Consider the following 23,120-nt stretch of genomic DNA (forward strand, 5'->3'; position numbering starts at 1 on the left):
TGTCGTCAAGAAGTAAACACTTAACGAGATGGCAACGGCGCGTTTCGTTAGCTGTGTGAACGCTCAGTTATGCCGAAAAGACCGGTGTGTCAACCGTCTGATTACCGTCAAGAAGGGTCGAATCGCCCATTTCACTCAAGACCAGGGCGAGTGCCCCCAGAACCTCCGCGCGTGCTCCGAGCGCCCCGGGCACCACGGACAGCCGCTGGGCGGCACTGGGAATCGCATAACGGGACACCGATTCCCTTATCGGGCCGAGCACCAGCTCCCCCGCCTCCGCCAGGTCGCCGCCCAGGACGATGCGGCTGGGGTTGAGCAGGTTGCACAGGCTGGCCACGCCCATCCCGATGTGCCGCCCGACGTCACCGGTCACCCGGCGGCAGCCCGGGTCGCCCTCACGCGCCAGCTGCACCATCCGCGGCACGGTCAGTCCCTCGCCGTGGCTGCCGCGCAGCAGTTCCAGCACGTAGCGGGCCGCGGTGAACGTCTCCAGGCAGCCGCGGTTGCCGCAGCGGCAGACCGGGCCCGACTCGTCGAGCGTGATGTGGCCGATCTCACCGGCCGTGCCGCCGGGACCGCGGTAGATCCGGCCGTCGATCACCAGGCCGGCGCCGACACCGCTGGCCACCTTGATGTAGGCCAGGTCCTTGACCCCGCGCCCGCCGCCCCAGACCAGCTCGCCCAGCGCGCCGAGGTTGGCGTCGTTGTCCACCTGGACCGGGACGCCGAGCCGGTCGGACATCTCCTGGCGCGGGTTGATGCCGCTCCAGCCCGGCAGGATCGCGGTCGAGCCGAGCGCCCCGGACTCCACGTCGATCGGCCCCGGCACGCCGAGGCCGACGCCGAGCACCTTCTGGGGGCTGATGCCGGTGGATTCCACGAGCCTGGCCACCAGCTGTTCCGCCCGGTCGAAGCCCTGCGAGGCCGAGGCGTCCACGTCGATCGGCTCGGACTGCTCGGCCAGCACCTGGTGGGCCAGGTTGCCGACCGCGACCCGCAGGTGGGAGTGGCCGAAGTCGACGCCCACCACGATGCCGGCGTCGCCGGACAGCGCCACGCTGCGCGCCCGCCGACCTCCCGAGGAGGTCGGCGTGACCTGCACCGTTCCGTTGTCCCGCAGCTCGCGCACGATATTGGACACCGTGGCGGCCGACAGACCCGTACTGCGGGCGATCTCCGCCTGGGTGAGCGATCCGGCCAGTCGTACGGCCCGCACCACGCGTTCCAGATTCGCCCGGTGCAGCGACGACTGCGATCCCGGAGTCTCCACGACATCCACTCCTGCCCGGCAGGCGGCCCGTGTCCGCTTGCCCGCACGGGACGGGGCCGGCTCTGATGGCAAATGCAGCACACCAGTGAGACCCCGTCGTCTACAACATGTGAACTCTAAGTTGAGTGTTTGGGGTGATGTCCCGTCAAGGGGGAGAACCACACCGTTATCCGAATCGGCTCCGGTCACGCCGAGCAGCGGCTCCGCGGAGAGCGGAGCCGCTGGACGCGGACGGACCGTGCGCGCCGGTGCCGGCGTGGCCCGGCCGGGATCTGCGGGGTCTACTTGAGCGCCCCCGCGGTGAGTCCGGCCTGCACCTGGCGCTGGAAGACGATGTAGACGGCCAGCACCGGGAGCATGGCGATCGACAGCCCGGCGAAGAGCCCGCCCCAGTCGCCCTGGTAGCCCTGCTGGACGGCGAGGTCGGCCAGGCCCTGGGTGAGCACCCATTTGTTGGTGTCGCCCTGGTTCAGCACCAGCGGCAGCAGGTACTGGTTCCACTGCCCGAGCACGTTGAAGATCCCGATGCTGATGATGCCCGGCTTGGCCATCGGCACCATGATCTGGAAGAACGTCCTGGTGTGGGACGCGCCGTCCACCAGCGCCGCTTCCGCCACCGAGGTCGGCAGGGTCCGGAAGAAGGACGTCATGAAGAAGACGGTGAAGGGCAGCGAGTAGGCGATGTAGACCAGGATCAGCCCCGGCAGGGTGTTGATGATGCCGAGGTTGGTGGTGACGAAGAACAGCGGCACCAGCACCATGACCACCGGGAAGGCCATGCCCGCCACGAAGATGAAGTAGATCAGCCGGTTGCCGGGGAATTCGAACCTGGCCAGCACGTAGGCCGCCATCGAGCCGAACAGCATGGTGCCGACGGTCGAGAAGCCGACCACGATGATGGTGTTGATGAAGTACTGGCCCATGTTCGCCTTCGTCCAGGCGTGGGACCAGTTCTCGAAGTGGAGGTGGGTGGGCAGCGACAGCGGGTGGCTGAGGATGTCCCCGGAACTCTTGAAGGAACTCCACAGCGCCCACAGCAGCGGCAGGCCCACCATCAGCGCCCACACGGCCAGGAAGACATGGCTGAACGCGTTCAGCACGCCGCCCTCGCTGCGCCGCCACTTCCAGCGGGCCGCGTCCGAGGCGGGTGTGCCGGACTTGCGGGGCGAGGAGCCGGGGGCCCCGTCGAACGTCTCGGTAGTCATCGCGGCACCCCTAGAACTCGATACGCTCGCGGCGCGACAGCCGCAGCGTCAGTACGGCGAACACCAGCGTCACTATCAGCATGGCGACACCCATGGCCGCCGCCAGGCCGTACTGGCTGTTGTCCCGGAAGGCCGTCTTGAACAGCAGCAGCGGCACCACGTCGGTCTTCTCGTTGGGACCGCCGTTGTTGACCGACATCAGCTGCACATAGGCGAAGGCGTCCATGGCGATGATGCCCATGTAGACCCAGCCGGTGGCCACGGTGTCGGACAGCAGCGGCAGCGTGACCCGGAAGAAGGTGGTCGTCCGCTTGGCGCCGTCCAGCAGCGCGGCCTCGTAGATCTCGGTCGGGATGGACGACATGCCGGCCGAGAACAGCACCACGTAGAAGCCGACGTTCGCCCACACCATCACCGCCATGATGCAGGCCAGCGCCAGGTTCGGGTCGCCCAGCCAGGACTGGGTCTGCGAGCCGAGCCCGATGCTGTTGAGGACGACGTTGAGCACGCCCTCCTCGGGGTCGGGGTTGTAGATCTGCTGCCACAGGATGGCGATCACCGCGACCGACAGCACCTGGGGGAAGAAGAAGACGATCTTGTAGACGCCCGACCCCCTGACGCCGGCGACCGACGCGCTGCCTTTGCGCCGGCCGCCGACGTTGAGCATGAAAGCGAAGAACAGACCGAGTGCCAGCGTCACGACCGGCACGATCAGCAGCAGCAGAACGTTGTGCCACAGCGACTGCCAGAAGAGGTGGTTGTGAATGATCTTCCGGTAGTTGTCGAACCCGATGTAGTGCTTGTCGGGGGTGAGTCCGGTCCAGTCCGTCATCGAGATCTGGAAGTCCTGCACGAAGGGCGAGATCACTAGGACCCCGTACAGCGCCAGGGGAATCGCCAGAAAGCCGATGATGAACCGGTACTTGCCGTGTCGCATGTCGCCGGTCGCTCTCGTCTCAGCCGTTAGGGGGAATGCGGATCAGACGTGCTTGAACTTCGGCACGGACGAGTCCTTCTTGGTGGCGTCGGAGGCCTTCTGGGCGCCCTCGATCCACTTGTCCGCGTTGATCTGCCCGGTGAGCAGCTGGGCGGTCAGGTTGCCGATCGTCTCCTGGTTGAGCTTGACGTACCAGTCCTGGATACGCGCGTTGAGCACGTTCGCGCCGGCCGTCTTGAGCGCCGCGCTCGCCGAGGCCAGACCCGGGGTGAGGGTCAGGCCCTCGGCGGAGCCGGACACGCAGGTGAGCGACTTGATGGTGTTGGTGAAGTTGTCGGTCTGCTTCTTGGCGAGCATGATCCGCAGCAGTTCCATACCGCCAGTCGGGTTCTTGCCGTTGGCGGCCACGATGAAGGGCTCGCCCGCCGCCGCGTAGAGGGTGCCGAACGGCAGCTTGTCGCTGTCGCCGCCACCGACCAGCGGGCCGACCGCCAGGTCGAAGTCCTTGGGCATGGTCGGGGCGGCCTCGTTCTCCACCCACGAACCGTCCGCCACCAGGGCGGCCTTGCCCTTGGTCCAGTCGGTCTGCATCTGGATGTGCGTCTTGCCCTCGGAGCCGGCCAGGAAGTACTTCTTGGCGGCCAGTTCCTCGTAGTAGCCCACGACCTGCTTGACCGCGTCGACCTTGAAGGCGCCGTCCTCCAGGTCGTCGATGGCGTTGAGCACCTCCTTGCCGCCCACCTTGCCGATCTGGGCGAAAAGGTCGAAGTGCACGTAATACGGGTACTTGCCGGGGTAGGTGAACAGCGCGACACCGGCGGCCTTGGTCTTGGCGCCGAGCGCGATCATCTCGTCGAAGGTCTTGGGGTACGTCCAGCCCTTGGCCTGGAAGAGCTTGTTGGAGTACCAGCTGCCGTAGACGGTGAAGGCGTAGTTCAGCGCGTACATCGCCTGCGAGCCGTACTGGCCCTGCTCGACGGTGCCGGCGATCAGGACGTCGCGGACCTTCTTGGACGGGTCGTCGATGGTCGCGGCGTCCAGCAGCGGCGTCAGGTCCAGGAGCTTGCCCTCCTTGGCCAGGGCCGCGGTGTCGAGGTTGTCGGCGCCGGAGTTGTCCATGAAGTCCGGCGGCGTGTTGTTGGCGAAGCGCGGCTGCAGCTTCGGGCCGATCGCCTGCGTACCGGTGTGCTTGACGGTCACGCCGTAGGTCTTGTTGTACTCGGCCTCGGCGGCCTTGATGTAGTCGTCGCCGAATCCGCCCTTGAAGACGAATGCCTCCAGCGGCGCGCCGTTCTTGACAGCGAGCGGGTTCGCAGCCGACTTGGTGCCGGTCGCGACCGGCTTGTTCTTGTCGCCACCACTGGACGTGGCACACGCCGACAGCAGCGAGGCCGACGGAATCGCCACCACGCCGATCGCCATTGCCCGCTTGATTGCATCGCGCCGGTTGAACTCGGATCCCATGCTCAAGTCCTCGCCTTCTCCAGGACTCATGCGGTGCAGCGGAATCCGCCGACGCCCGCGAACAGTTGAAGCTTGAGTGATGCCGTGCATCCAGTGAGACAGGGAACGTTCATCGACGACCGGCAGCGAACCGCCGCCGATTGACCCGCCTGACCCCGCGCTCCAGCAGGTTCCCTGGACGCCGACAGGTATAGTCCACTTCTCTCCAGCAGGGCAAGATCAAGAGGCCGTTTGGACGGCAAGCTTTCCCGAGTTGAGACCTGTCCGAAATGCGGGACGACAAAACCGCAGGTCAGAGCGATCCCTGTGAGCCGATGGCGGACGATCGACGGATTGGCCTGCGCAAAACGCGCGGACCGCGCCACCCCTGCCGGGTGACGCGGTCCGTGCTACTCGTGAGTTACTGTCGGCCGGACTACTGCCGGATGAGGGAGCGGAGCACGTACTGCATGATGCCGCCGTTGCGGTAATAGTCCGCTTCGCCGGGAGTGTCGATCCGGACCACGGCGTCGAACTCCACACCGGTGTCGGTGCTGACCTTCACCGTGCCCGGAGTGCTGCCGTCGTTGAGCACGGTCACCCCGGTGAAGGAGTACGTCTCCTCGCCGGTGAGGCCCAGCGTGGCCGCCGTGGCGCCCTCGGGGTACTGCAGCGGCAGCACGCCCATGCCGATCAGGTTGGAGCGGTGGATGCGCTCGTAGGACTCCGCGATGACCGCCTTGACGCCGAGCAGCGCGGTGCCCTTGGCCGCCCAGTCGCGCGACGAGCCGGAGCCGTACTCCTTGCCCGCCAGGACGACCAGCGGGGTGCCCTGCTCGATGTAGTGGCGCGAGGCGTCGTAGATGAAGGCGACGGGTGCCTCGGGCAGGGTGAAGTCGCGCGTGAAGCCGCCCTCGGTGCCGGGGGCGATCTGGTTGCGCAGCCGGATGTTGGCGAAGGTGCCGCGGATCATGACCTCGTGATTGCCGCGGCGCGAGCCGTAGCTGTTGAAGTCGGGGCGCTGCACGCCGTGCTCGGTCAGGTACTGCCCGGCCGGGGTGTCGGCCTTGATCGCGCCGGCCGGCGAGATGTGGTCGGTGGTGACCGAGTCGCCGAGCTTGGCCAGCACCCGGGCGCCGCTGATGTCGGAGACCGGCTCGGGGTCCATGCCCATGCCCTCGAAGTACGGGGGCTTGCGGACGTAGGTGGACTGCGGGTCCCACTCGAAGGTGTTGCCGGTCGGGATCGGCAGCGCCTGCCACTGGGCGTCGCCAGCGAAGACGTCGCTGTAGGAGCTGCGGAACATGTCCTCGCCGATCGCGGACGCGACCACGTCGTTGACCTCGGCCTCGGTCGGCCAGATGTCGTCGAGGTGAACCGGCTTGCCGTCCTGGTCGATGCCGAGCGCGTCCCGGGTGATGTCCACCTTCATCGAGCCCGCGATGGCGTAGGCGACGACCAGCGGCGGCGAGGCCAGGTAGTTCATCTTGACGTCCGGGTTGATCCGGCCCTCGAAGTTGCGGTTGCCCGACAGCACCGCGGCGACCGCGAGATCGGCCTCGTTGACCGCCTTGGAGACCTCCTCGGGCAGCGGTCCCGAGTTGCCGATGCAGGTGGTGCAGCCGTAGCCGACCAGGTTGAAGCCGAGCTTGTCCAGGTACGGGGTCAGGCCGGCCTTGTCGAAGTAGTCGGTGACGACCTTCGAGCCGGGGGCCAGGGTGGTCTTGACCCAGGGCTTGCGGGTCAGGCCCTTCTCGACCGCCTTTTTGGCCACCAGCGCGGCGGCCACCATGACGTACGGGTTCGAGGTGTTCGTGCAAGAGGTGATGGCGGCGACCGTGACGGCGCCGTGGTCGATCTCGTACGTGCTGCCGTCCTCGGCGGTGACCAGGGTCGGCTTGGTGGGCACGCCGTTGTGGGTGGCCGGGGAGTCGGAGGCCGGGAAGGACTCCTTGCCCGACTCCTCGTCGTCGGTGACGTAGTTGCGCACGTCGGTGGCGAACTGCTCGGCGGCCCTGGCCAGCACGATCCGGTCCTGCGGGCGCTTGGGTCCGGCGATGGACGGCACGACCGTGGACAGGTCGAGCTCCAGCTTCTCGGAGTAGTCCGGCTCGGCGGCCGGGTCCAGCCACAGACCCTGCTCCTTGGCGTACGCCTCGACGAGCGCGACCTGCTGCTCGGAGCGGCCGGTCAGCTTCAGGTAGTTGATGGTCTCGGCGTCGATCGGGAAGATCGCCGCGGTGGAGCCGAACTCCGGCGACATGTTGCCGATGGTGGCCCGGTTGGCGAGCGAGGTGGCGCTGACGCCCTCGCCGTAGAATTCCACGAACTTGCCGACCACACCGTGCTTGCGGAGCATCTCGGTGATGGTGAGCACCAGGTCGGTGGCGGTGGTGCCGGTGGGCAGCTCGCCGGTCAGCTTGAAGCCGACCACCCGCGGGATGAGCATCGACACCGGCTGGCCGAGCATCGCGGCCTCCGCCTCGATGCCGCCGACGCCCCAGCCGAGCACACCGAGGCCGTTGACCATGGTGGTGTGGGAGTCGGTGCCGACCAGGGTGTCGGGGTAGGCCTGGCCGTTCCTGACCATGACGGTACGGGCCAGGTGCTCGATGTTCACCTGGTGAACGATTCCGGTGCCGGGCGGGACGACCTTGAACTCGTCGAAGGCGGTCTGGCCCCAGCGCAGGAACTGGTAGCGCTCCTTGTTGCGGCCGTACTCCAGCTCGACGTTCTGCGCGAAGGAGTCGGGGGTGCCGAAGCGGTCGGCGATGACCGAGTGGTCGATGACCAGTTCGGCGGGCGCCAGCGGATTGATACGGGCCGGGTCGCCGCCCAGCTCCTTCACCGCCTCGCGCATGGTGGCCAGGTCCACCACGCACGGCACACCGGTGAAGTCCTGCATGATCACCCGGGCCGGCGTGAACTGGATCTCCTGGCTCGGCTGCGCCTGGGAGTCCCAGCCGCCGACCGCACGGATGTGCCCGGCGGTGATGTTCGCGCCGTCCTCCGTGCGGAGCAGATTCTCCAGCAGCACCTTCAGGCTGTACGGCAGCCGGGCGGAGCCCTCCACCTTGTCCAGCCGGAAGATCTCGTACGACTCGTCGCCCACCTGCAGTGTGCTGCGGGCGTCGAAGCTGTTCGCCGACACGGCAGTCTCCTTCATGCGTCGTCCTGCGTCCTTGCGCGCGTGTCCCCACGGCCCGCTGCCAGCGCGGTCGCGGTACGCCTCGGCAGATATCTCGATGTCGAGATAACTCTAGTACATGACAGCCGGAGGTTCATGTGCGGCGGCCGGTGTTGTTCTGTCGCAGCGAAGGTTGAGCGTTCTCACCGAAGGCTGGTCGGTGGGCCTCTTTCTCATCGAAGGTTGAGCCGACCAGTCAGAGCAGGGGTGACGCGCTGCTCACGGTGGCGTCCTGTGCGGGTGCGAGGCACAGGAGGACGGTCAGAAGCTCCAGCTGTAGAGGCCGCCACCGGTGTGCACAGCAGATGCCGCGAGCCGGGCGACTTGCTGGAGGACCGCCAGGAGATCGTCGTCCGTCATCTCGTCTCCATCCTCGGACCAGAGCCGCGCGGTCCAGCGACTCGCAAGGTCGTCCAGTTCGGCGAGGCTCGCGTTGGCCAGCGCACGGGTCAGCCGCTTCGGCAGAGCGAGTACCTCAACGCCATCGTTCAATGGCGGAACGACCCACTCAGGCCACGGCCGCCACGCATACAGCCGCTCAGATGACGGGGCCTCGGCCGAGGGCTCCTCGAAGTACATGTCCCACTCGGCAATGGCCGTGTCGGGATCGATGAAGTGGCAGGTCACCGAATCGGAGGCCGCACCGGGTCCCCGCAGCCGCGAAGCCGCCGCAGCCTCGTCGTCGGCGGCGAGGAAGAACAGGACGTCATGGGCCATCCCAGCATGATCGCAGCCCGACGAATCGGCGTGGTCAGTGACAACTATCTCGACCAGCCCCACCTCGCGCGATCGGCGCTCAACCTTCGACGAGAAGAGCTCAACCTTCACTGCGAAAGGTCAGGTGTTCCTGACCGCCGCCCTCCCCCGCAGCGTCCGGGGCGGCGGGCCCGCTCGGTCCGGCTGTGGCCAGTGTGGCGGGAGTTGCGTCCTGGTGAGCAGTGGGTACGGTGAGTTTCGCCGCCGGACGTGTACCCGGGGCCGTTCGGGGCAGTCGCGACACGCACCACGAACGGCGGTACCCACGTTGCCGCATCTCATATATGAGATAGAGTCACCCGTATGACCGACGACTACCTCGCACGTATCGGCAGGCTCATCAGGGACGCCCGACAGCACCGGGGCTGGACACAGACCCATCTCGCGGAAGCGCTCGGCACCAGCCAGAGCGCGGTGAACCGGATCGAGCGGGGCAACCAGAACATCAGCCTTGAGATGATCGCCAGGATCGGCGAGGCCCTGGACAGCGAGATCGTCTCGCTCGGCTACTCAGGCCCCATGCATCTGCGGGTCGTCGGCGGCCGTCGGCTGTCCGGCGCCATAGACGTCAAGACCAGCAAGAACGCCTGCGTGGCCCTGCTGTGCGCGACCCTGCTCAACGCCGGCCGCACCACCCTGCGCCGGGTCGCCAGGATCGAGGAGGTCTACCGCATCCTCGAAGTGCTCAACAGCATCGGTGTCCGCACCCGGTGGATCAACGACGGCAACGACCTGGAGATCGTGCCGCCCGCCACGCTCGACCTGGCAGCGATGGACACCGAGGCCGCCCGCCGCACCCGCAGCGTGATCATGTTCCTCGGCCCGCTGCTGCACCGTACCGACCGCTTCAGGATCCCGTACGCCGGCGGCTGCGACCTCGGCACCCGTACGGTCCAGCCGCACATGAACGCGCTGCGGCACTTCGGCCTGGACGTCACCGCCACCGACGGCTCCTACCACGCCGAGGTGACCGGCGGCATCGCCCCGCACCGCCCGATCGTGCTGACCGAGCGCGGCGACACCGTGACCGAGAACGCGCTGCTGGCCGCCGCCCGCTACGAGGGCGTCACCGTCATCCGCAACGCCAGCTCCAACTACATGGTCCAGGACCTGTGCTTCTACCTGGAGGAGCTGGGCGTCAAGGTCGAGGGCATCGGCACCACGACGCTGACCGTGCACGGCGTGGCGCACATCGACCGCGACGTCGACTACGCGCCCTCCGAGGACCCGGTCGAGGCGATGAGCCTGCTGGCCGCGGCCGTGGTCACCGAGTCCGAACTGACCATCCGCCGGGCGCCGGTCGAGTTCCTGGAGATCGAACTGGCGGTGCTGGAGGAGATGGGGCTCGACTTCGAGCTGTCCCCGGAATACCGCGCGGACAACGGCCGTACCCGGCTGGTGGACCTCACCGTCCGCCCGTCCAAGCTGCGGTCGCCGATCGACAAGATCCACCCGATGCCCTTCCCCGGCCTGAACATCGACAATGTGCCCTTCTTCGCGGCCATCGCCGCCACCGCGCAGGGCTCGACCCTCATCCACGACTGGGTCTACGACAACCGGGCGATCTACCTCACCGAGCTGACCCGGCTCGGCGCGGCCGTCAAGCTCCTCGACCCGCACCGCATCATGGTCGAGGGCCCGACCCGCTGGCGCGCCGCGGAGATGATGTGCCCGCCCGCGCTGCGCCCCGCGGTGGTCGTCCTGCTGGCCATGATGGCGGCCGAGGGCACGTCGGTGCTGCGCAACGTCTATGTGATCAACCGCGGTTACGAGGACCTGGCGGAGCGGCTGAACACGATCGGGGCACAGATCGAGATCTTCCGCGACATCTGACACGCGGATGCCGCCGCGCCCCGTCCGACCTGCGACGCAGCGGGTCAGGGAGGGGCGCGGCGGCATGTCGGGGACTTCTCGGGGACTTTGCGCCACAGCGGGCGACGCTGACCGATCGCGGTCACGGCTCGCCACGAGGTCGTGAATGTGAACTGGCAGACGGTGATCACGACAGGAGCCGGATACGGGGACAGCGCGGTCTGCGTGCCGAAGAGTCCCGGTAGAGCCGGTGGAGCCCGCGGTCGCGGCACCGCCCTCGTCAAGTCTTCCGGTGGCAGTCCGGCGGTGACGGCCAGATCATGAATGTGACTCGTCATGGTTGGGAGCCTCATGGACTACAAGATCAGTGTCCTGTTCCGCGCCATACCTGTGCTCATGGGTGCGGTTTCAGCCGCGCTGGGTGGATACGTTCTCGCCCATGCGTCCGGACCGAGCGCTCGAGTCGCAGGCCTGGTGCTCATCTTCCTGGCGGCCATCTGTCTCTGTCTGTTCGCCACCGCGGCGACGATCATCAGGCAGCTCACCGGGCGCTACACCGTGCTGGACCGGTGGCTCTACCCGGTCTTCGGTTTCGCGGTCAGCGGTGTCACCACGGGCTTCGGGCTTTCCCTGCTCACCGAGAGCCCCCGGTCACCGCCCGATTTCATCGCCGGACACGTGATCTTCGGCGTCGGCATGATCTGTGTGTGCGTCTCGTGTGTGGCCACCAGTTCCACCTGCTTCCTTCGAATCGCCGAGAACTCGGCGCTTCCCTGGGGGGCGCCTCCACGCTCGCCCGCGCCGTTCGGGGTGTGGGCCGTGCGTGTCCTGTCGACGCTGCCCGTCATCGCGGCTCTGGTCACCTGGGCGTTCGCCATCACCCTGCTGGCAGGCGGAGGCGGGGGAAACGCGGACGGGCGTTTCACCTCAGGACACGTGATGATCGGTTTGGCACTCGTCTGCACCTGCCTGATCGGACTGGTGGACAGTATTCTGCGGCAGATCCAGAACACCTACACGCCACGGGAACGCGCGCTCTGGCCCGGAGCGGCCGCGGGCCTGGGGACCGTCGGCATCGTGTGGGGCCTGGTCCTCATCGCCGTGCACAGCCGGCCATCCCAGTTGTCCGCCGGATTCGTGCTGATCGGGCTGGGGCTCATCTGCTGGAGCATCCTCAGCAAGGTACTGCTGCTCGCGCTTGTCTGGCGCCGGACAGCCACCCTGGCGAACCGGGTTCCTCTGATTCCGGTCGGCACGGCACTGCTCTGCCTCTTCCTCGCGGCCTTCCTCTTCGAATCGGACGACACCGCGGTACTCGTGGCGGCCCGCGTTCTGATCGGGCTTGGTGCCATCTGTTTCTCGCTGTATTCCATCGTCTCCATCCTGGAGAGCGGAACCAGTGGCGACGGAGACTGAACCGTCCCGGGTCCGGGAGAGATTCCGCACCCCGGCCGCTGTGGAGGCCCCCGGCGCCGGGTCGTCGAACGCACCCTCGGCTGGCTCATGCGGCACCGCCGCCCCGCCCGCGGCTACGAAGCGGCATCGATGTTTCCGATGAATTCGACAATGGCCTTCGCCAGCTCCTCGGGGGCCTCCATTGCGGCGTAGTGGCCTGCGCCGTTGATTGATACCGAGCTCACTTCGGTTGCCGCAGCCTGGGACATGGTGCCGGCCGTGAAGGGGCCTCCTCCGGCGCCGACCGCGAGTACGGGCACATTCAGGCCGTGCGTGTCGGCGAGGGCCGTGATCTCGGGGCCCTCGCGCAGCATCGACCGGTAGAGGCCGGCCGCTCCGCGCCAGCCGTCGGGGCGCGCGTAGGTGCGGGTGAACTCCTCGATGTCGGCGTCGGTGATCGCTCCGGGGGTCGCGCTCATGGCTGGGAACGTGAACTGTCCCAGGAATTCGCGCTCGCGGCCGGCCAGGAGCATCTCGGGGATGCCGGGGGCGGCGAGGACGCCGATGTGCCAGGTGCCGCCATGGGTGATGTCGGCCAGCGTTTCGAGGCCGAACCCCGGCAGGCCCATCTCGATCGCGGTGAGGCTGAGTACGTCCCGCGGGTGGGTGGCCGCCAGGCGGAAGACGGTCGCGCCGCTGATGTCCTGGCCGGTGAGGTGGACCGGGCCGACGCCGAGAAGTTCGATGAGCAGGTGCAGGTCCTCGGCCGAGGTCGTGCTGTCGTACTCGCCGGGCCCGTTGTCGGAGTCGCCGAAGCCGCGCAGGTCGACGGCGAAGACTCGGTGGGTCTGCGCGAGGATCGGGATGATCTTGTGAAAGGTCCACCAGGTCTCGGGGAACCCGTGGACCAGGAGGACCGGAGATCCGCTGGTTCCCGCCGCCACGTAGTGCAACCGGGTTCCGTTGACCTCTGCGCGGTGGTGCGTGACTCCCGGAATCGTGGAGCCCTGAGGCGTGACGTCCATTGTTCCCCTATTTCGACAACCTTGTTGTCCATGACAGTAGACAACAAGGTTGTCGTTGTCCAGCGCGCAGCCGTATCCTTCTTCCATGCCACGATCCGGCGCTCACCTCGCACTGCTCCTGCTCGGAGGCTTCCGCTCACTCGCGGACGCCGCGACCGCCGAACTGGCCCGCCGCGGCTACAAGGACGTGCGTCCCGTCCACGACTTCGCCATGCGGGCCATCACCGCCGGCGCGGACAACGCCTCAGAACTGGGCCGACGCATGTCGGTCTCCAAGCAGGCGGCGGCGAAAACCATAACGGCGCTGCAGGAGCGCGGATACGTCGCACGCGACACGGACCCCCTCGACGCTCGCCGCAAACGCCTCCAGGTCACCCCACTCGGCTTCGAAGTGCTGCGACAAGGCGAATCGATCTTCGACGAGCTGCGCAGCCAGTGGGAGCGGCAGATCGGTCCCGTCGAACTCGCGAGCCTTGAGACGCACCTGACCACGCTGCTCGGAGACCTGCCCGTACGCCTGGACACACCGGGCTGGATTGCCCACGACCTCGGCGGGCCGGCCTGGAGCCGGTCTGACAGGTGATCACTGCCCGCAGTGGTTCGTCCGCCACGGGGCGAGTCGCGCTTCCGGGGCTTCCCCGGGACTTTCGGCCACATCAACTGGCAAGACCGTGAGACAGCCGAAAGACGAAGGACACAGGCGGCCGGACTCAGTCGGGCCGGACGCCGAAGGCTTCCAGGATCCGCTCGGCGGCGAGCGCGGCCGTCAGCTCGCCGTCGCGGACCTGCTGCTCAAGCACCGGGGCCAGCGAGCGGACCGCCGGATCGGCGCGCAGCCGGACCAGGAGTTCCTCGCGGACCATGGCCCACGTCCACTCGACCTGCTGGTCGCGGTGGCGGGCGGCCAGCCGGCCGGTCGTCCGCAGCCGTTCACGGTGCTCCTCCAGCCGCTCCCAGACGGCGTCCAGGCCGGTCGACTCGCGCGCGCTGCAGGTGAGCACCGGCGGCGTCCAGAAGGCGTCCCTGCCGTGCATGAGCCGCAGCGCACCGGACAACTCGCGGGCGGCGGAGCGGGCTTCGCGCTCGTGCGGCCCGTCGGCCTTGTTGACGGCGATGACGTCGGCCAGTTCCAGGACGCCCTTCTTGATGCCCTGCAACTGGTCCCCGGTGCGGGCGAGCGCCAGGAGCAGGAAGGAGTCGACCATGTTCGACACCGTCGTCTCGGACTGGCCGACGCCGACCGTTTCCACCAGGACGACGTCGTAGCCCGCGGCCTCCATCACCACGATCGACTCGCGGGTGGCCTTCGCGACGCCGCCGAGGGTGCCGGCGCTCGGGGAGGGCCGGATGAAGGCCCGCGGATCGACGGCCAGCCGCTCCATCCTGGTCTTGTCGCCGAGGATCGAGCCTCGGGTCCGGGTGGACGACGGATCGACGGCGAGTACGGCGACCCGGTGGCCGAGCCCGGTCAGCATCGTTCCGAAGGCGTCGATGAACGTCGATTTGCCGACGCCGGGCACTCCGCTGATACCGATCCTGCGGGCCTTGCCGCTGCGCGGCAGCAGTTCGGTCAGCAACTGCTGGGCGAGCGCCCGGTGCTGGGGCCGGGTGGACTCCACCAGGGTGATCGCCCGGGCGATCACGGCCCGCCTGCCGTCGAGGACACCCCTGACGTACTCGTCGAGATCAATGGCCACCGGGGTGCGACCTCACAGCTCTCCGTGTCCGAGTTCGGCGGCCAACCGTGCGACCAGCTCGCGGGCGGCGTCCGGGATCACGGTGCCGGGCGGGAAGACGGCCGCCGCGCCCATGTCGAGCAGCGTCGGTACGTCCTGGGGCGGGATCACCCCGCCGACCACGATCATGATGTCCTCCCGGCCCTCCTCGGCGAGCTGCTCGCGCAGTGCCGGGACGAGGGTCAGGTGTCCGGCGGCCAGGGATGAGACCCCGACGATGTGCACGTCCGCCTCGACGGCCTGGCGGGCGACCTCGGCCGGTGTCTGGAAGAGGGGGCCGACGTCGACGTCGAAGCCGAGGTCGGCGAAGGCGGTGGCGATCACCTTCTGGCCGCGGTCGTGGCCGTCCTGGCCCATCTTGGCGACCAGGATCCGCGGGCGGCGGCCCTCGGCCTCGGCGAAGGCGTCCACCGTGGCGCGGGTGCGTTCGACGGAAGGGGACTGCCCTGCCTCGGTGCGGTACACACCGGAGATCGTACGGACCTGTCCCGCGTGCCGCCCGTACACCTTCTCCAGGGCGTCGGAGATCTCACCCACGGTCGCCTTCGCCCGGGCCGCGCGCACGGCGAGGTCGAGGAGGTTGTCCCGCCGGCCGCCGGCGGCCCGGGTCAGGGCGTCCAGCGCGTCCTGGCAAGCGGTCTCGTCGCGTTCCGCGCGCAGCCGGCGCAGTTTGGCGATCTGCTGGGCGCGGACGGAGGAGTTGTCGACCGATCGGACATCGATCCGCTCGTCGGTCTCCACCCGGTACTTGTTCACCCCGATCACCGGTTGCCGCCCGGAGTCGATCCGCGCCTGGGTACGGGCCGCGGCCTCCTCGATGCGCAGCTTGGGGATGCCCGCGTCGATCGCCCGGGCCATCCCGCCGGCCGCCTCGACCTCCTCGATGTGCTGCCACGCCCGCCGCGCCAGGTCGTACGTCAGCCGCTCCACATAGGCGCTGCCGCCCCACGGGTCGATCACCCGGCCCGTGCCCGACTCCTGCTGGATCAGCAGCTGGGTGTTGCGGGCGATCCGCGCGGAGAAGTCCGTGGGCAGCGCGAGCGCCTCGTCCAGGGCGTTGGTGTGCAGCGACTGGGTGTGGCCCTGGGTGGCCGCCATCGCCTCCACACACGTCCGGGTCACGTTGTTGAACACGTCCTGCGCCGTCAGCGACCAGCCGGAGGTCTGCGAATGGGTCCGCAGGGAGAGCGACTTGGGGTTCTTCGGGTCGAACTGCCGCACGAGCTTGGCCCACAGCAGGCGGGCCGCGCGCAGTTTGGCGATCTCCATGAAGAAGTTCATCCCGATCGCCCAGAAGAACGACAGCCGCGGCGCGAACGCGTCCACGTCCAGCCCCACCTCCCGCCCGGCCCTGATGTACTCCACCCCGTCCGCGAGCGTGTACGCCAGTTCCAGATCGGCCGTCGCACCCGCTTCCTGGATGTGATAGCCCGAAATGGAGATGGAGTTGTAGCGCGGCATCCGCCGCGAGGTGAAGGCGAAGATGTCGGAGATGATCCGCATCGACGGCTTCGGCGGATAAATGTAGGTGTTGCGGACCATGAACTCCTTGAGGATGTCGTTCTGAATGGTCCCCGCCAGCTTCTCCGGCGGCACACCCTGCTCCTCCGCGGCCACGATGTACAGCGCGAGGACCGGCAGCACGGCGCCGTTCATCGTCATCGACACCGTCATCCGGTCCAGCGGAATCCCGTCGAACAACTGCCGCATGTCATAGATCGAATCGATCGCCACCCCCGCCATGCCGACGTCACCGGTCACCCGCGGATGATCACTGTCATACCCCCGGTGGGTCGGCAGGTCGAACGCGACCGACAGACCCTTCTGACCGGCCGCCAGATTCCGCCGGTAGAACGCGTTCGACTCCTCAGCGGTCGAGAAGCCCGCGTACTGCCGGACCGTCCACGGCTGGTTCACATACATCGTGGGATACGGACCACGCAGGAACGGCGCGACACCCGGGAAGGTGCCCAGGAAGTCCAGTCCCTCCAGATCCTTCCCCGTGTACAACGGCTTGACCGCGATGCCCTCCGGGGTCTCCCACCGCAGGTCGTCGTCGCCGTGGGCCTCCTTGACGGCGCGGCCCCACTCGTCCGGACCGGCACCGGGCGTCCCGGTGCCGAGCTCGACCGCGGAGAAGTCGGGGATGGACATCAGGACACTCCCATACGGTCAAGGGCGGCGGTGAGCACGGACACCGCGTCGCAGCCGGTGAAGACGTAGGTGTCGACACCGGCGTGAGCAGCCGGACGTCCGGCGAGGAACACGTGTTCCGCGCCTGCCGCGCGCAACCGGGCCGCGACGTCCTCGGCCTGCTCCCCGTACAGGGCGTCGCTGGAACACAGGCACGCGTCTCGTGCGCCGCTGTCCTCGAAGGCTCCCCCGGTGACGGTCTCGATCCCGCCCGCCTGGAAGAGGTTGGCCGCGAAGGCGGCCCGGGCGGACGACGCGCCCGCCGGACCGAACTCGGCCAGATGGATCCGCGGCCTGGCCCCGGTCGCGGCGAGATGGGCGTCGGAGCGGGCCCGCAGCGCCTCGAACGCCTCATCGCGGCGGACCCGCGGCAGGCCCCCCGGGGGCGGCGCGGGCGCCGGGGGACGGACCACCGGCGTCTCGGCCAGATTCGGGAACTCGCTGACCCCGGTGACCGGTTCAGTGCGCTTCGCCAGCCTGGTGCTGCGTGCCGACCAGGTCGCGGCCAGCCGGTCGCGCACCAGCCCGGAGCGCAGGGACGCCGCCTGGCCGCCGGCCCGTTCGATGTCCTGGAAGAACTCCCATGCCGCGTGCGCGAGTTCCTCGGTCAGCCGCTCCACGTACCAGGAGCCGCCGGCCGGGTCGATCACCCGGGACAGGTGCGCCTCCTCGACCAGGACGGTCGAGGTGTTGCGCGCTATGCGCCGCGCGAAGGCGTCCGGCAGGCCCAGCGCGTGGTCGAAGGGCAGGACCGTCACCGCGTCGGCACCTCCCACTCCCGCGGCCAGCGTCGCGACCGTCGTGCGCAGCATGTTCACCCACGGGTCGCGGCGCGTCATCATCACCGGCGAGGTCACCGCGTGCTGGAGCTGCCCGCCCGCACGCGGCACCCCGCACACCTCGGCGACCCGGGCCCACAGCCGGCGCGCCGCGCGCAGCTTGGCGACGGTCAGGAACTGGTCGGCGGTCGCCGCGTACCGGAACTCCCGGACCTGCTCATATGCCTGCCCGACGCTGAGCCCGGCGTCCGTCAGCGCCCGCAGGTACGCGACACCCGTGGCCAGGGAGCAGCCCAGTTCCTGCGCGGCCGAGCCGCCGGCCTCGTGGTACGGCAGCGCGTCCACGGTGAAGGCCCGCAGGCCCGGGTGGCGTGTGCCGCACAGCCGGGCCAGTTCGACCAGGGGCCCGATGTCGTACGGCCGTCCGGTGGCGGCCTCGTGGCCGAGGGGGTCCGCGCCCAGGCTGCCGCGTACGGCGTCGGCGGTGACACCGCGCTCCTCGTGGATCCGCACCAGGCGCCGCGCCGCCGGCACGGTCTCCTCGCCCGCGTCCAGGACCACGGGCGCCAGGTCGAGGTGGACACCGTCGAGCGTGCCCGCCAGTGCGTCGACCGGGATGCCGGCGGTCTCGCCCACCACCAGCCACAGCGAGGTGGCGCCGGTCTCCAGGTCGGCCAGCACCGCCTCGGCGCCGGCGGCCGTGTGCCGCTGGCGGACGTCCCAGCCGCCGACCGTGTTGCCCTCGGGCCGGCTGCCGCGCACGAAGGGGGCGAAGCCGGGAAGGCCGGGCGCGGCGGCGGTGTCGCGCGAGGTGTACAGGGGGCGGACGCGGAGCCCGTCGTCGACGACGGTGGACAGGGCGTCCTCCGCCTCCTGACCGGTGATCTCCTTACCGGACTTGCGCAGAACGCCGGCCGCCAGTTCCCGCCACTGATCATGCGTCGCGGAAGGGAACTCGGCCGCAAGAGGCAACTCGTCGTCAGACAACACCGTCATGCCTGGATGTTAGAGCAGCCGGTCCGCCGACCGCACGAATTGCCGGGTGCGGACCGGGTGTGAGGTTGTTCTCACCGCTGCGCCTGTTCCGCCGCCGCCAGGAGGAAACGGCCTTCTTCACCATGGGAATAAGGAAACGGGAAAGTCCCCGTACTTCACCGGTGAATTTCCCATTCGGCGCTGCTCGCAGACGGGCCGTGAACAATGGGCGCACGGCCGGGGAAAGGGCCGCCATGACCTGCCGGACCTGAGCGGCGCCCGGTCCGGTCGGTGATCCGGTGTGCTGCGTAGCCGTCCGGGCCCGGACGGCTACGCGCGGCGGCGGCCCTTCGCCCGGCGCGGGTAGGGGAACAGCCGGGGGCGGCGTTTGGCCGCGACGTCCTCCACCCAGCCGAAGAGCAGCAGCGCCAGCGCGATCAGCGGGACGGCGAGCAGCAGCGGGAGCCACTGGCTCGACAGCAGCCAGCGCAGGTGGGTGTAGCAGAACTCGTTGTTCCACAGCGGGTCGATCAGCGGCTCGGTCAGCACCAGGGCCACGCAGTGCCACAGATAGACGGTCACCGCACGGGAGTTGAGCAGGCTGACCACGCCGTTGAATTTCTCCAGCGGCCGAGGCCACTGCTCCCACGAGGGGCTCAGATGGAGCAGCAGCAGGACGCACCCGAAGGACCAGACGGCCTGCGCCAGCGGCACCCCCTCCAGGTCGGGGCCGATCCGGGGGTCGTCGACCGGTGCCTGCTGGAGCCACCAGAAGCCGGCCGCCAGCACCAGCGGCGCGATCGACGGCACGACGTACTGCGGTATCCGGCGCAGCAGGCCCTCCTGGTGCGCGATGCCGAGCAGCCAGCAGGAGCCGAAGGTGGTGAAGTCGGTCGCGGTCTCCATGATCCGGCCCGACTGGTCGAGCAGCCCGGAGTTGAGGACCGCCGACAGCACCAGCGGGACCGCGAGTGTGACCCAGGGCAGCCGGCGTACGGCCTTGAGCATGAGCGGCGAGAGCAGCACGTACCAGAGGTAGGCGCGCAGGTACCACAGCGGGACGACGACCTGCTCGGCCCAGCTGGTCGGCAGGTGGCCGCCGAAGCCGTGCACGGTCTCGGCGAAGGGCGGGGTGCTCAGCGGCAGCACCCAGAAGGCGAGCTTGCCCCACCACCAGTGCGGGTGGCCCTCGGAGTGCGGGCCCCAGCCGTCGAGGATCATCGCGGTCAGCACGACCGCGCCGAACATCCACATCGGCGGCAGCAGCCGGCGCATCCGCCCGCGGATGACGCTCCACGCGGGGCGGCTCAGCGACCGGGCCATGAGCGAGCCGGCCAGCGCGAACATCACGCCCATCGACGGGAAGAGCAGCGGCAGCCAGGTCCAGCCGAAGTTGTGGTAGATCACCACCCGGACCAGCGCCAGGGCGCGCAGCAGGTCGAGGTAGCGGTCGCGTACGCCCCGGGGGCGGGCGGGCGCCGCCGCGGGCTCGGGACCGGCCGGGACCTCGTCGTCCGGGGCGCTCTCGGCGAACACCGGGGGGACGGTGATGGTCCGCAGCCGGATGGTCGCGGTGGTGTCGTTCACGGCGGCGGCCGCCCTGTACGCGTCCGGTTCTGTCGTCGTCATGACTGCGTCGCCCCCGAGGTGACGTCCAGGCCGACCTCGCCGGTGCGCCGCAGCTTCTGCCAGCGCAACCGGCCTCCGGTCAGGGCAGTGATCCAGGACTGGAGCAGCACCATGTACATCAGCACCCGGTAGACGACCTGCTGCACCGGCAGCGTGATGAGATACCAGGGCTTCTCGCGGTCCAGGCGGAAGGACCACCAGGCGCAGAAGCCCTGCAGCGCCAGCACCGCGAACCAGGCGCCGAGGCTCTTGTACGGGTCGACGAAGAAGACGCCGTAGACCATGGCGATGTCGATGGCCGGCGCGAGCAGCGGCGTGAACACCATGAACAGCGCCACGAACGGCAGCCCGATCCGCCCGAAGCGCCCGGCGGGGCCGCGCTCCAGCACCGCGTGGCGGTGCTTCCACATCGCCTGCATGGTGCCGTAGCTCCACCGGTAGCGCTGGGACCACAGCTGGCTCATGCTGCCGGGCGCCTCGGTCCACGCGCGGGCGTTCTCGGCGTACACGATCTTCCAGCCGCCCCGGTGCAGGGCCATGGTCACGTCGGTGTCCTCGGCGAGGGTGTCGTCGCTCATGCCGCCGACCTGGCGCAGCGCTTCCCTGCGGAAGGCGCCGACGGCGCCGGGTATCGTCGGCATGCAGTCCAGGACGTCGTACATGCGCCGGTCGAGGTTGAAGCCCATCACGTACTCGATGTGCTGCCAGGCGCCGATCAGGGTGTCGCGGTTGCCGACCTTGGCGTTGCCGGCCACGGCCCCGATCCGGGCGTCGGCGAACGGCTGCACCAGCTCGCGGACCGTGGCGGGCTCGAAGACGGTGTCGCCGTCCATCATGACGATCAGGTCGTACGAGGCCGCCGCCACGCCGGTGTTGAGCGCGGCCGGCTTGCCGCTGTTCGGCTGGCGGATCAGCCGGACCATCGGCAGGTCCATCGACTGCACCAGTGCGACGGTGTCGTCGGTGGAGCCGTCGTCCACCACGATCACCTCGATCGGGTGATCGCTGGTGGCCAGCGAGAGCAGGGTGTTGGCGATGCACTCCTGCTCGTTGTACGCCGGGACGATCACGCTGACCGGCTCGGTGACCGGTGCCCCCCAGGAGAATCCGGCCTTCCGGGTGCGCCGCACATGCACCAGCGACAGCACCAGCATCAGTGCGAACCGGGTGAAGACCAGGACGCCGACCACCGCGAGCAGCACCACCAGCCACGGCATCAGCCCGACGGAGAAGGTGGTGGCCCAGACGAAGGCCTTGCCCGCCCACAGCGTGGAGCCGCTGACCTCGGTGTTCGCCGGGCCGGCGCCGAGCGCCTCACCGATGGTCTTGAAGGTGTAGCCCTGGGCCTTGAGCTTCTCGATGATGATCGGCAGCGCCGTGAGCGTCTGCGCCCGGTTCCCGCCGGCGTCGTGCAGCAGGATCATCTCGCCCTGGCCGGGCAGCGCCGGCATCGCCGCCTGGACGATGGCGTTGACGCCGGGGCGCTTCCAGTCGTCGGTGTCCTTGTCGATGAAGGCCACCAGGTAGCCGTTCGCGCCCACCTTCTTGGTGACCGGCCAGGACCAGTCGTCCAGGGCGTCGGCGGTGGACGAGTACGGCGGCCGGAACAGGCTGCTGTGGATGCCCGCCACGCCGGCCAGCGCCAACTGCGTCTCGCCCAGTTCCCAGTTGAGCCGGATGTTGTCGTGCAGGGCCAGGTCGGGGTGGGTGTAGGTGTGCAGGCCGATCTCGTGACCCTCGGCGACGATCCTGCGGATCAGCGCCGGGCTGCGGGTGGTCATCGAGCCGGTGACGAAGAAGTCGGCCTTGATGTGCTGCTTCGCGAGCACGTCGAGGATCTTGGGCGTCCACTCGCTCGACGGGCCGTCGTCGAAGGTCAGCACCACGGTCTTGTCGGGGACGGTGTAGCTGACCGGGTGGTCCTGCCGGGAGCCGCGGGAGTCCACGACGGGACCGCCCTCCAGCACGCTCTTGGGCACGGTGCCCTTGTCGACCGACACCGCGACCTTCTCGTCGTGGAAGACCTCGTTGTTGGCCATGCCGCGCAGCACCATCAGCGCCAGCAGGGTGACGAGCACGGTCACCGGGAGGAAGACCCGCAGCGGCGGCGCCGCGAGTCTGCGCGGGCGCAGCAGTGACTGCCGTCTGCGTTGATGACGGGACATGGGTGGTGGGTTCCTGAGTCCTTGCGCGGCTACGGGGCGGGGTTCGGCGCAGCGGGGGGATCGGCGGTGCCCTGCGTCGGGGGGATCGTCGCGCTCGGAGTGGGGGTGGAGTGCGTCGGCGGTGCTTTGGTACTGGAAGCCGGGGATTTGCTGGGCTTTGTGGTCGGGTCGCTGCCCGAGGGGTCGTCGCCGGCGGGGGTGCGTCCGGTGGTGGTGCGTCCGGTGGTGGTCCCGTCCGCGTCGGCCGTGTCGGTGGCGGTCGAGGTGGCCGTCCCGGTGGCGGTGGCCGTCGCGCTGTCGGTCGGGGTCGCCGCCGACGAGTGCGGGGCGCCCTTGCTGTGGTTCGCCTTCCCCGGGGGCGCGGGCAGCGGCGCGTTGACGTACTGACCGGGGGGAAGGGTGTTGGCGCTGCCCGGCACCGGGAAGGAGGGGGCGTCGGACTGGGTGCCCAGCAGTCCGGAGACCATCGACAGGGTGACGCCGACGAATGCGACGCCGAAGACCCAGCCGAGGCCGCGCAAGCGGCGCCCGCGCCGTCCGGTCCTGTCGACGAAGACAGGTGAGGGCTCGGCCTCCGTCAGTGTGCTGGTCACCGAAGACCTCGGGCTTTCTC

16 protein-coding genes are annotated in these 23,120 nt (G+C 69.0%); 3 read left to right on the forward strand and 13 right to left on the reverse strand.

Annotated features, from left to right (window positions below; genetic code table 11):
• Window positions 1-67: 67 nt before the first annotated feature.
• The 6 genes from OHA86_RS08435 to OHA86_RS08460 form a co-directional block, all read right to left on the reverse strand.
• Window positions 68-1,270, reverse strand: coding sequence for an ROK family transcriptional regulator (locus OHA86_RS08435; RefSeq protein WP_329173793.1), 1,203 nt, complete (start codon window positions 1,268-1,270; stop codon window positions 68-70).
• 281 nt (window positions 1,271-1,551) lie between these two features.
• A complete protein-coding gene (locus tag OHA86_RS08440) occupies window positions 1,552-2,475 on the reverse strand; it encodes a carbohydrate ABC transporter permease (RefSeq protein WP_329173795.1) in 924 nt (307 codons plus the stop codon).
• Between the two features lie 10 nt (window positions 2,476-2,485).
• Entirely contained in the window at window positions 2,486-3,412 is a 927-nt protein-coding gene (locus tag OHA86_RS08445) for a carbohydrate ABC transporter permease (protein WP_329173797.1), read from the reverse strand.
• Window positions 3,413-3,454: 42 nt separating this feature from the next.
• Complete coding sequence (gene ngcE, locus OHA86_RS08450) at window positions 3,455-4,876, reverse strand: N-acetylglucosamine/diacetylchitobiose ABC transporter substrate-binding protein (protein ID WP_329173800.1); 1,422 nt, start codon at window positions 4,874-4,876, stop codon at window positions 3,455-3,457.
• Window positions 4,877-5,291: 415 nt separating this feature from the next.
• On the reverse strand, window positions 5,292-8,006 hold the full coding sequence (acnA, locus tag OHA86_RS08455; protein ID WP_329182310.1) for an aconitate hydratase AcnA: 2,715 nt from the start codon (window positions 8,004-8,006) through the stop codon (window positions 5,292-5,294).
• A 297-nt stretch (window positions 8,007-8,303) separates the two neighbouring features.
• On the reverse strand, window positions 8,304-8,870 hold the full coding sequence (locus tag OHA86_RS08460; RefSeq protein WP_329173801.1) for a hypothetical protein: 567 nt from the start codon (window positions 8,868-8,870) through the stop codon (window positions 8,304-8,306).
• A 231-nt stretch (window positions 8,871-9,101) separates the two neighbouring features.
• Between OHA86_RS08460 and OHA86_RS08465 the strand changes: the two genes are divergently transcribed.
• Window positions 9,102-10,631, forward strand: coding sequence for a helix-turn-helix domain-containing protein (locus tag OHA86_RS08465; RefSeq protein WP_329173803.1), 1,530 nt, complete (start codon window positions 9,102-9,104; stop codon window positions 10,629-10,631).
• 330 nt (window positions 10,632-10,961) lie between these two features.
• Complete coding sequence (locus OHA86_RS08470; RefSeq protein WP_329173804.1) at window positions 10,962-12,026, forward strand: DUF2776 family protein; 1,065 nt, start codon at window positions 10,962-10,964, stop codon at window positions 12,024-12,026.
• 113 nt (window positions 12,027-12,139) lie between these two features.
• On the opposite strand, the gene OHA86_RS08475 is transcribed toward OHA86_RS08470, so the two are convergent.
• Window positions 12,140-13,030, reverse strand: a complete 891-nt coding sequence (locus OHA86_RS08475) for an alpha/beta fold hydrolase (RefSeq protein ID WP_329173807.1) — start codon at window positions 13,028-13,030, stop codon at window positions 12,140-12,142.
• An 85-nt stretch (window positions 13,031-13,115) separates the two neighbouring features.
• Here OHA86_RS08475 and OHA86_RS08480 point away from each other — a divergent pair, with 85 nt between their 5' ends.
• On the forward strand, window positions 13,116-13,613 hold the full coding sequence (locus tag OHA86_RS08480) for a MarR family winged helix-turn-helix transcriptional regulator (protein ID WP_329173809.1): 498 nt from the start codon (window positions 13,116-13,118) through the stop codon (window positions 13,611-13,613).
• A 127-nt stretch (window positions 13,614-13,740) separates the two neighbouring features.
• Here the strand turns inward: OHA86_RS08480 and meaB are convergent, their stop codons facing one another.
• The 6 genes from meaB to OHA86_RS08510 all read right to left on the reverse strand — a co-directional run bounded on the left by meaB (window position 13,741) and on the right by OHA86_RS08510 (window position 23,100).
• Window positions 13,741-14,727 carry a methylmalonyl Co-A mutase-associated GTPase MeaB gene (meaB, locus tag OHA86_RS08485; protein ID WP_329173811.1) on the reverse strand — a complete coding sequence of 329 codons (987 nt, stop codon included), beginning with the start codon at window positions 14,725-14,727 and terminating at the stop codon, window positions 13,741-13,743.
• Window positions 14,728-14,739: 12 nt separating this feature from the next.
• The gene (scpA, locus tag OHA86_RS08490) at window positions 14,740-16,920 is read right to left on the reverse strand and encodes a methylmalonyl-CoA mutase (protein WP_329173814.1); all 2,181 of its coding nucleotides are present in this window, start codon (window positions 16,918-16,920) and stop codon (window positions 14,740-14,742) included.
• The gene (locus OHA86_RS08495) at window positions 16,920-18,734 is read right to left on the reverse strand and encodes a methylmalonyl-CoA mutase subunit beta (protein WP_329173816.1); all 1,815 of its coding nucleotides are present in this window, start codon (window positions 18,732-18,734) and stop codon (window positions 16,920-16,922) included. Before OHA86_RS08495 ends, scpA begins: the two co-directional genes overlap by 1 nt.
• 309 nt (window positions 18,735-19,043) lie before the next feature.
• Window positions 19,044-20,342, reverse strand: coding sequence for an acyltransferase family protein (locus OHA86_RS08500; protein WP_329173818.1), 1,299 nt, complete (start codon window positions 20,340-20,342; stop codon window positions 19,044-19,046).
• The gene (locus OHA86_RS08505; protein WP_329173820.1) at window positions 20,339-22,507 is read right to left on the reverse strand and encodes a bifunctional polysaccharide deacetylase/glycosyltransferase family 2 protein; all 2,169 of its coding nucleotides are present in this window, start codon (window positions 22,505-22,507) and stop codon (window positions 20,339-20,341) included. The genes OHA86_RS08500 and OHA86_RS08505 overlap by 4 nt, the downstream gene beginning before the upstream one ends.
• A gap of 29 nt (window positions 22,508-22,536) precedes the next feature.
• Window positions 22,537-23,100, reverse strand: a complete 564-nt coding sequence (locus OHA86_RS08510) for a hypothetical protein (RefSeq protein ID WP_329173822.1) — start codon at window positions 23,098-23,100, stop codon at window positions 22,537-22,539.
• Window positions 23,101-23,120: the final 20 nt, after the last annotated feature.

It is taken from the genome of Streptomyces sp. NBC_01477, from assembly GCF_036227245.1.
GTDB lineage: Bacteria > Actinomycetota > Actinomycetes > Streptomycetales > Streptomycetaceae > Actinacidiphila.

Bases quoted from the DNA above. Each gene is read 5' to 3' on its own strand.
- OHA86_RS08440 (WP_329173795.1), bottom strand. From the start codon at position 2,475: ATGACTACCGAGACGTTCGACGGGGCCCCCGGCTCCTCGCCCCGCAAG.
- OHA86_RS08445 (WP_329173797.1), bottom strand. From the start codon at position 3,412: ATGCGACACGGCAAGTACCGGTTCATCATCGGCTTTCTGGCGATTCCC.
- ngcE (WP_329173800.1), bottom strand. From the start codon at position 4,876: ATGGGATCCGAGTTCAACCGGCGCGATGCAATCAAGCGGGCAATGGCG.
- OHA86_RS08465 (WP_329173803.1), top strand. From the start codon at position 9,102: ATGACCGACGACTACCTCGCACGTATCGGCAGGCTCATCAGGGACGCC.
- OHA86_RS08470 (WP_329173804.1), top strand. From the start codon at position 10,962: ATGGACTACAAGATCAGTGTCCTGTTCCGCGCCATACCTGTGCTCATG.
- OHA86_RS08475 (WP_329173807.1), bottom strand. From the start codon at position 13,030: ATGGACGTCACGCCTCAGGGCTCCACGATTCCGGGAGTCACGCACCAC.
- OHA86_RS08480 (WP_329173809.1), top strand. From the start codon at position 13,116: ATGCCACGATCCGGCGCTCACCTCGCACTGCTCCTGCTCGGAGGCTTC.
- scpA (WP_329173814.1), bottom strand. From the start codon at position 16,920: ATGTCCATCCCCGACTTCTCCGCGGTCGAGCTCGGCACCGGGACGCCC.
- OHA86_RS08495 (WP_329173816.1), bottom strand. From the start codon at position 18,734: ATGACGGTGTTGTCTGACGACGAGTTGCCTCTTGCGGCCGAGTTCCCT.
- OHA86_RS08500 (WP_329173818.1), bottom strand. From the start codon at position 20,342: ATGACGACGACAGAACCGGACGCGTACAGGGCGGCCGCCGCCGTGAAC.
- OHA86_RS08505 (WP_329173820.1), bottom strand. From the start codon at position 22,507: ATGTCCCGTCATCAACGCAGACGGCAGTCACTGCTGCGCCCGCGCAGA.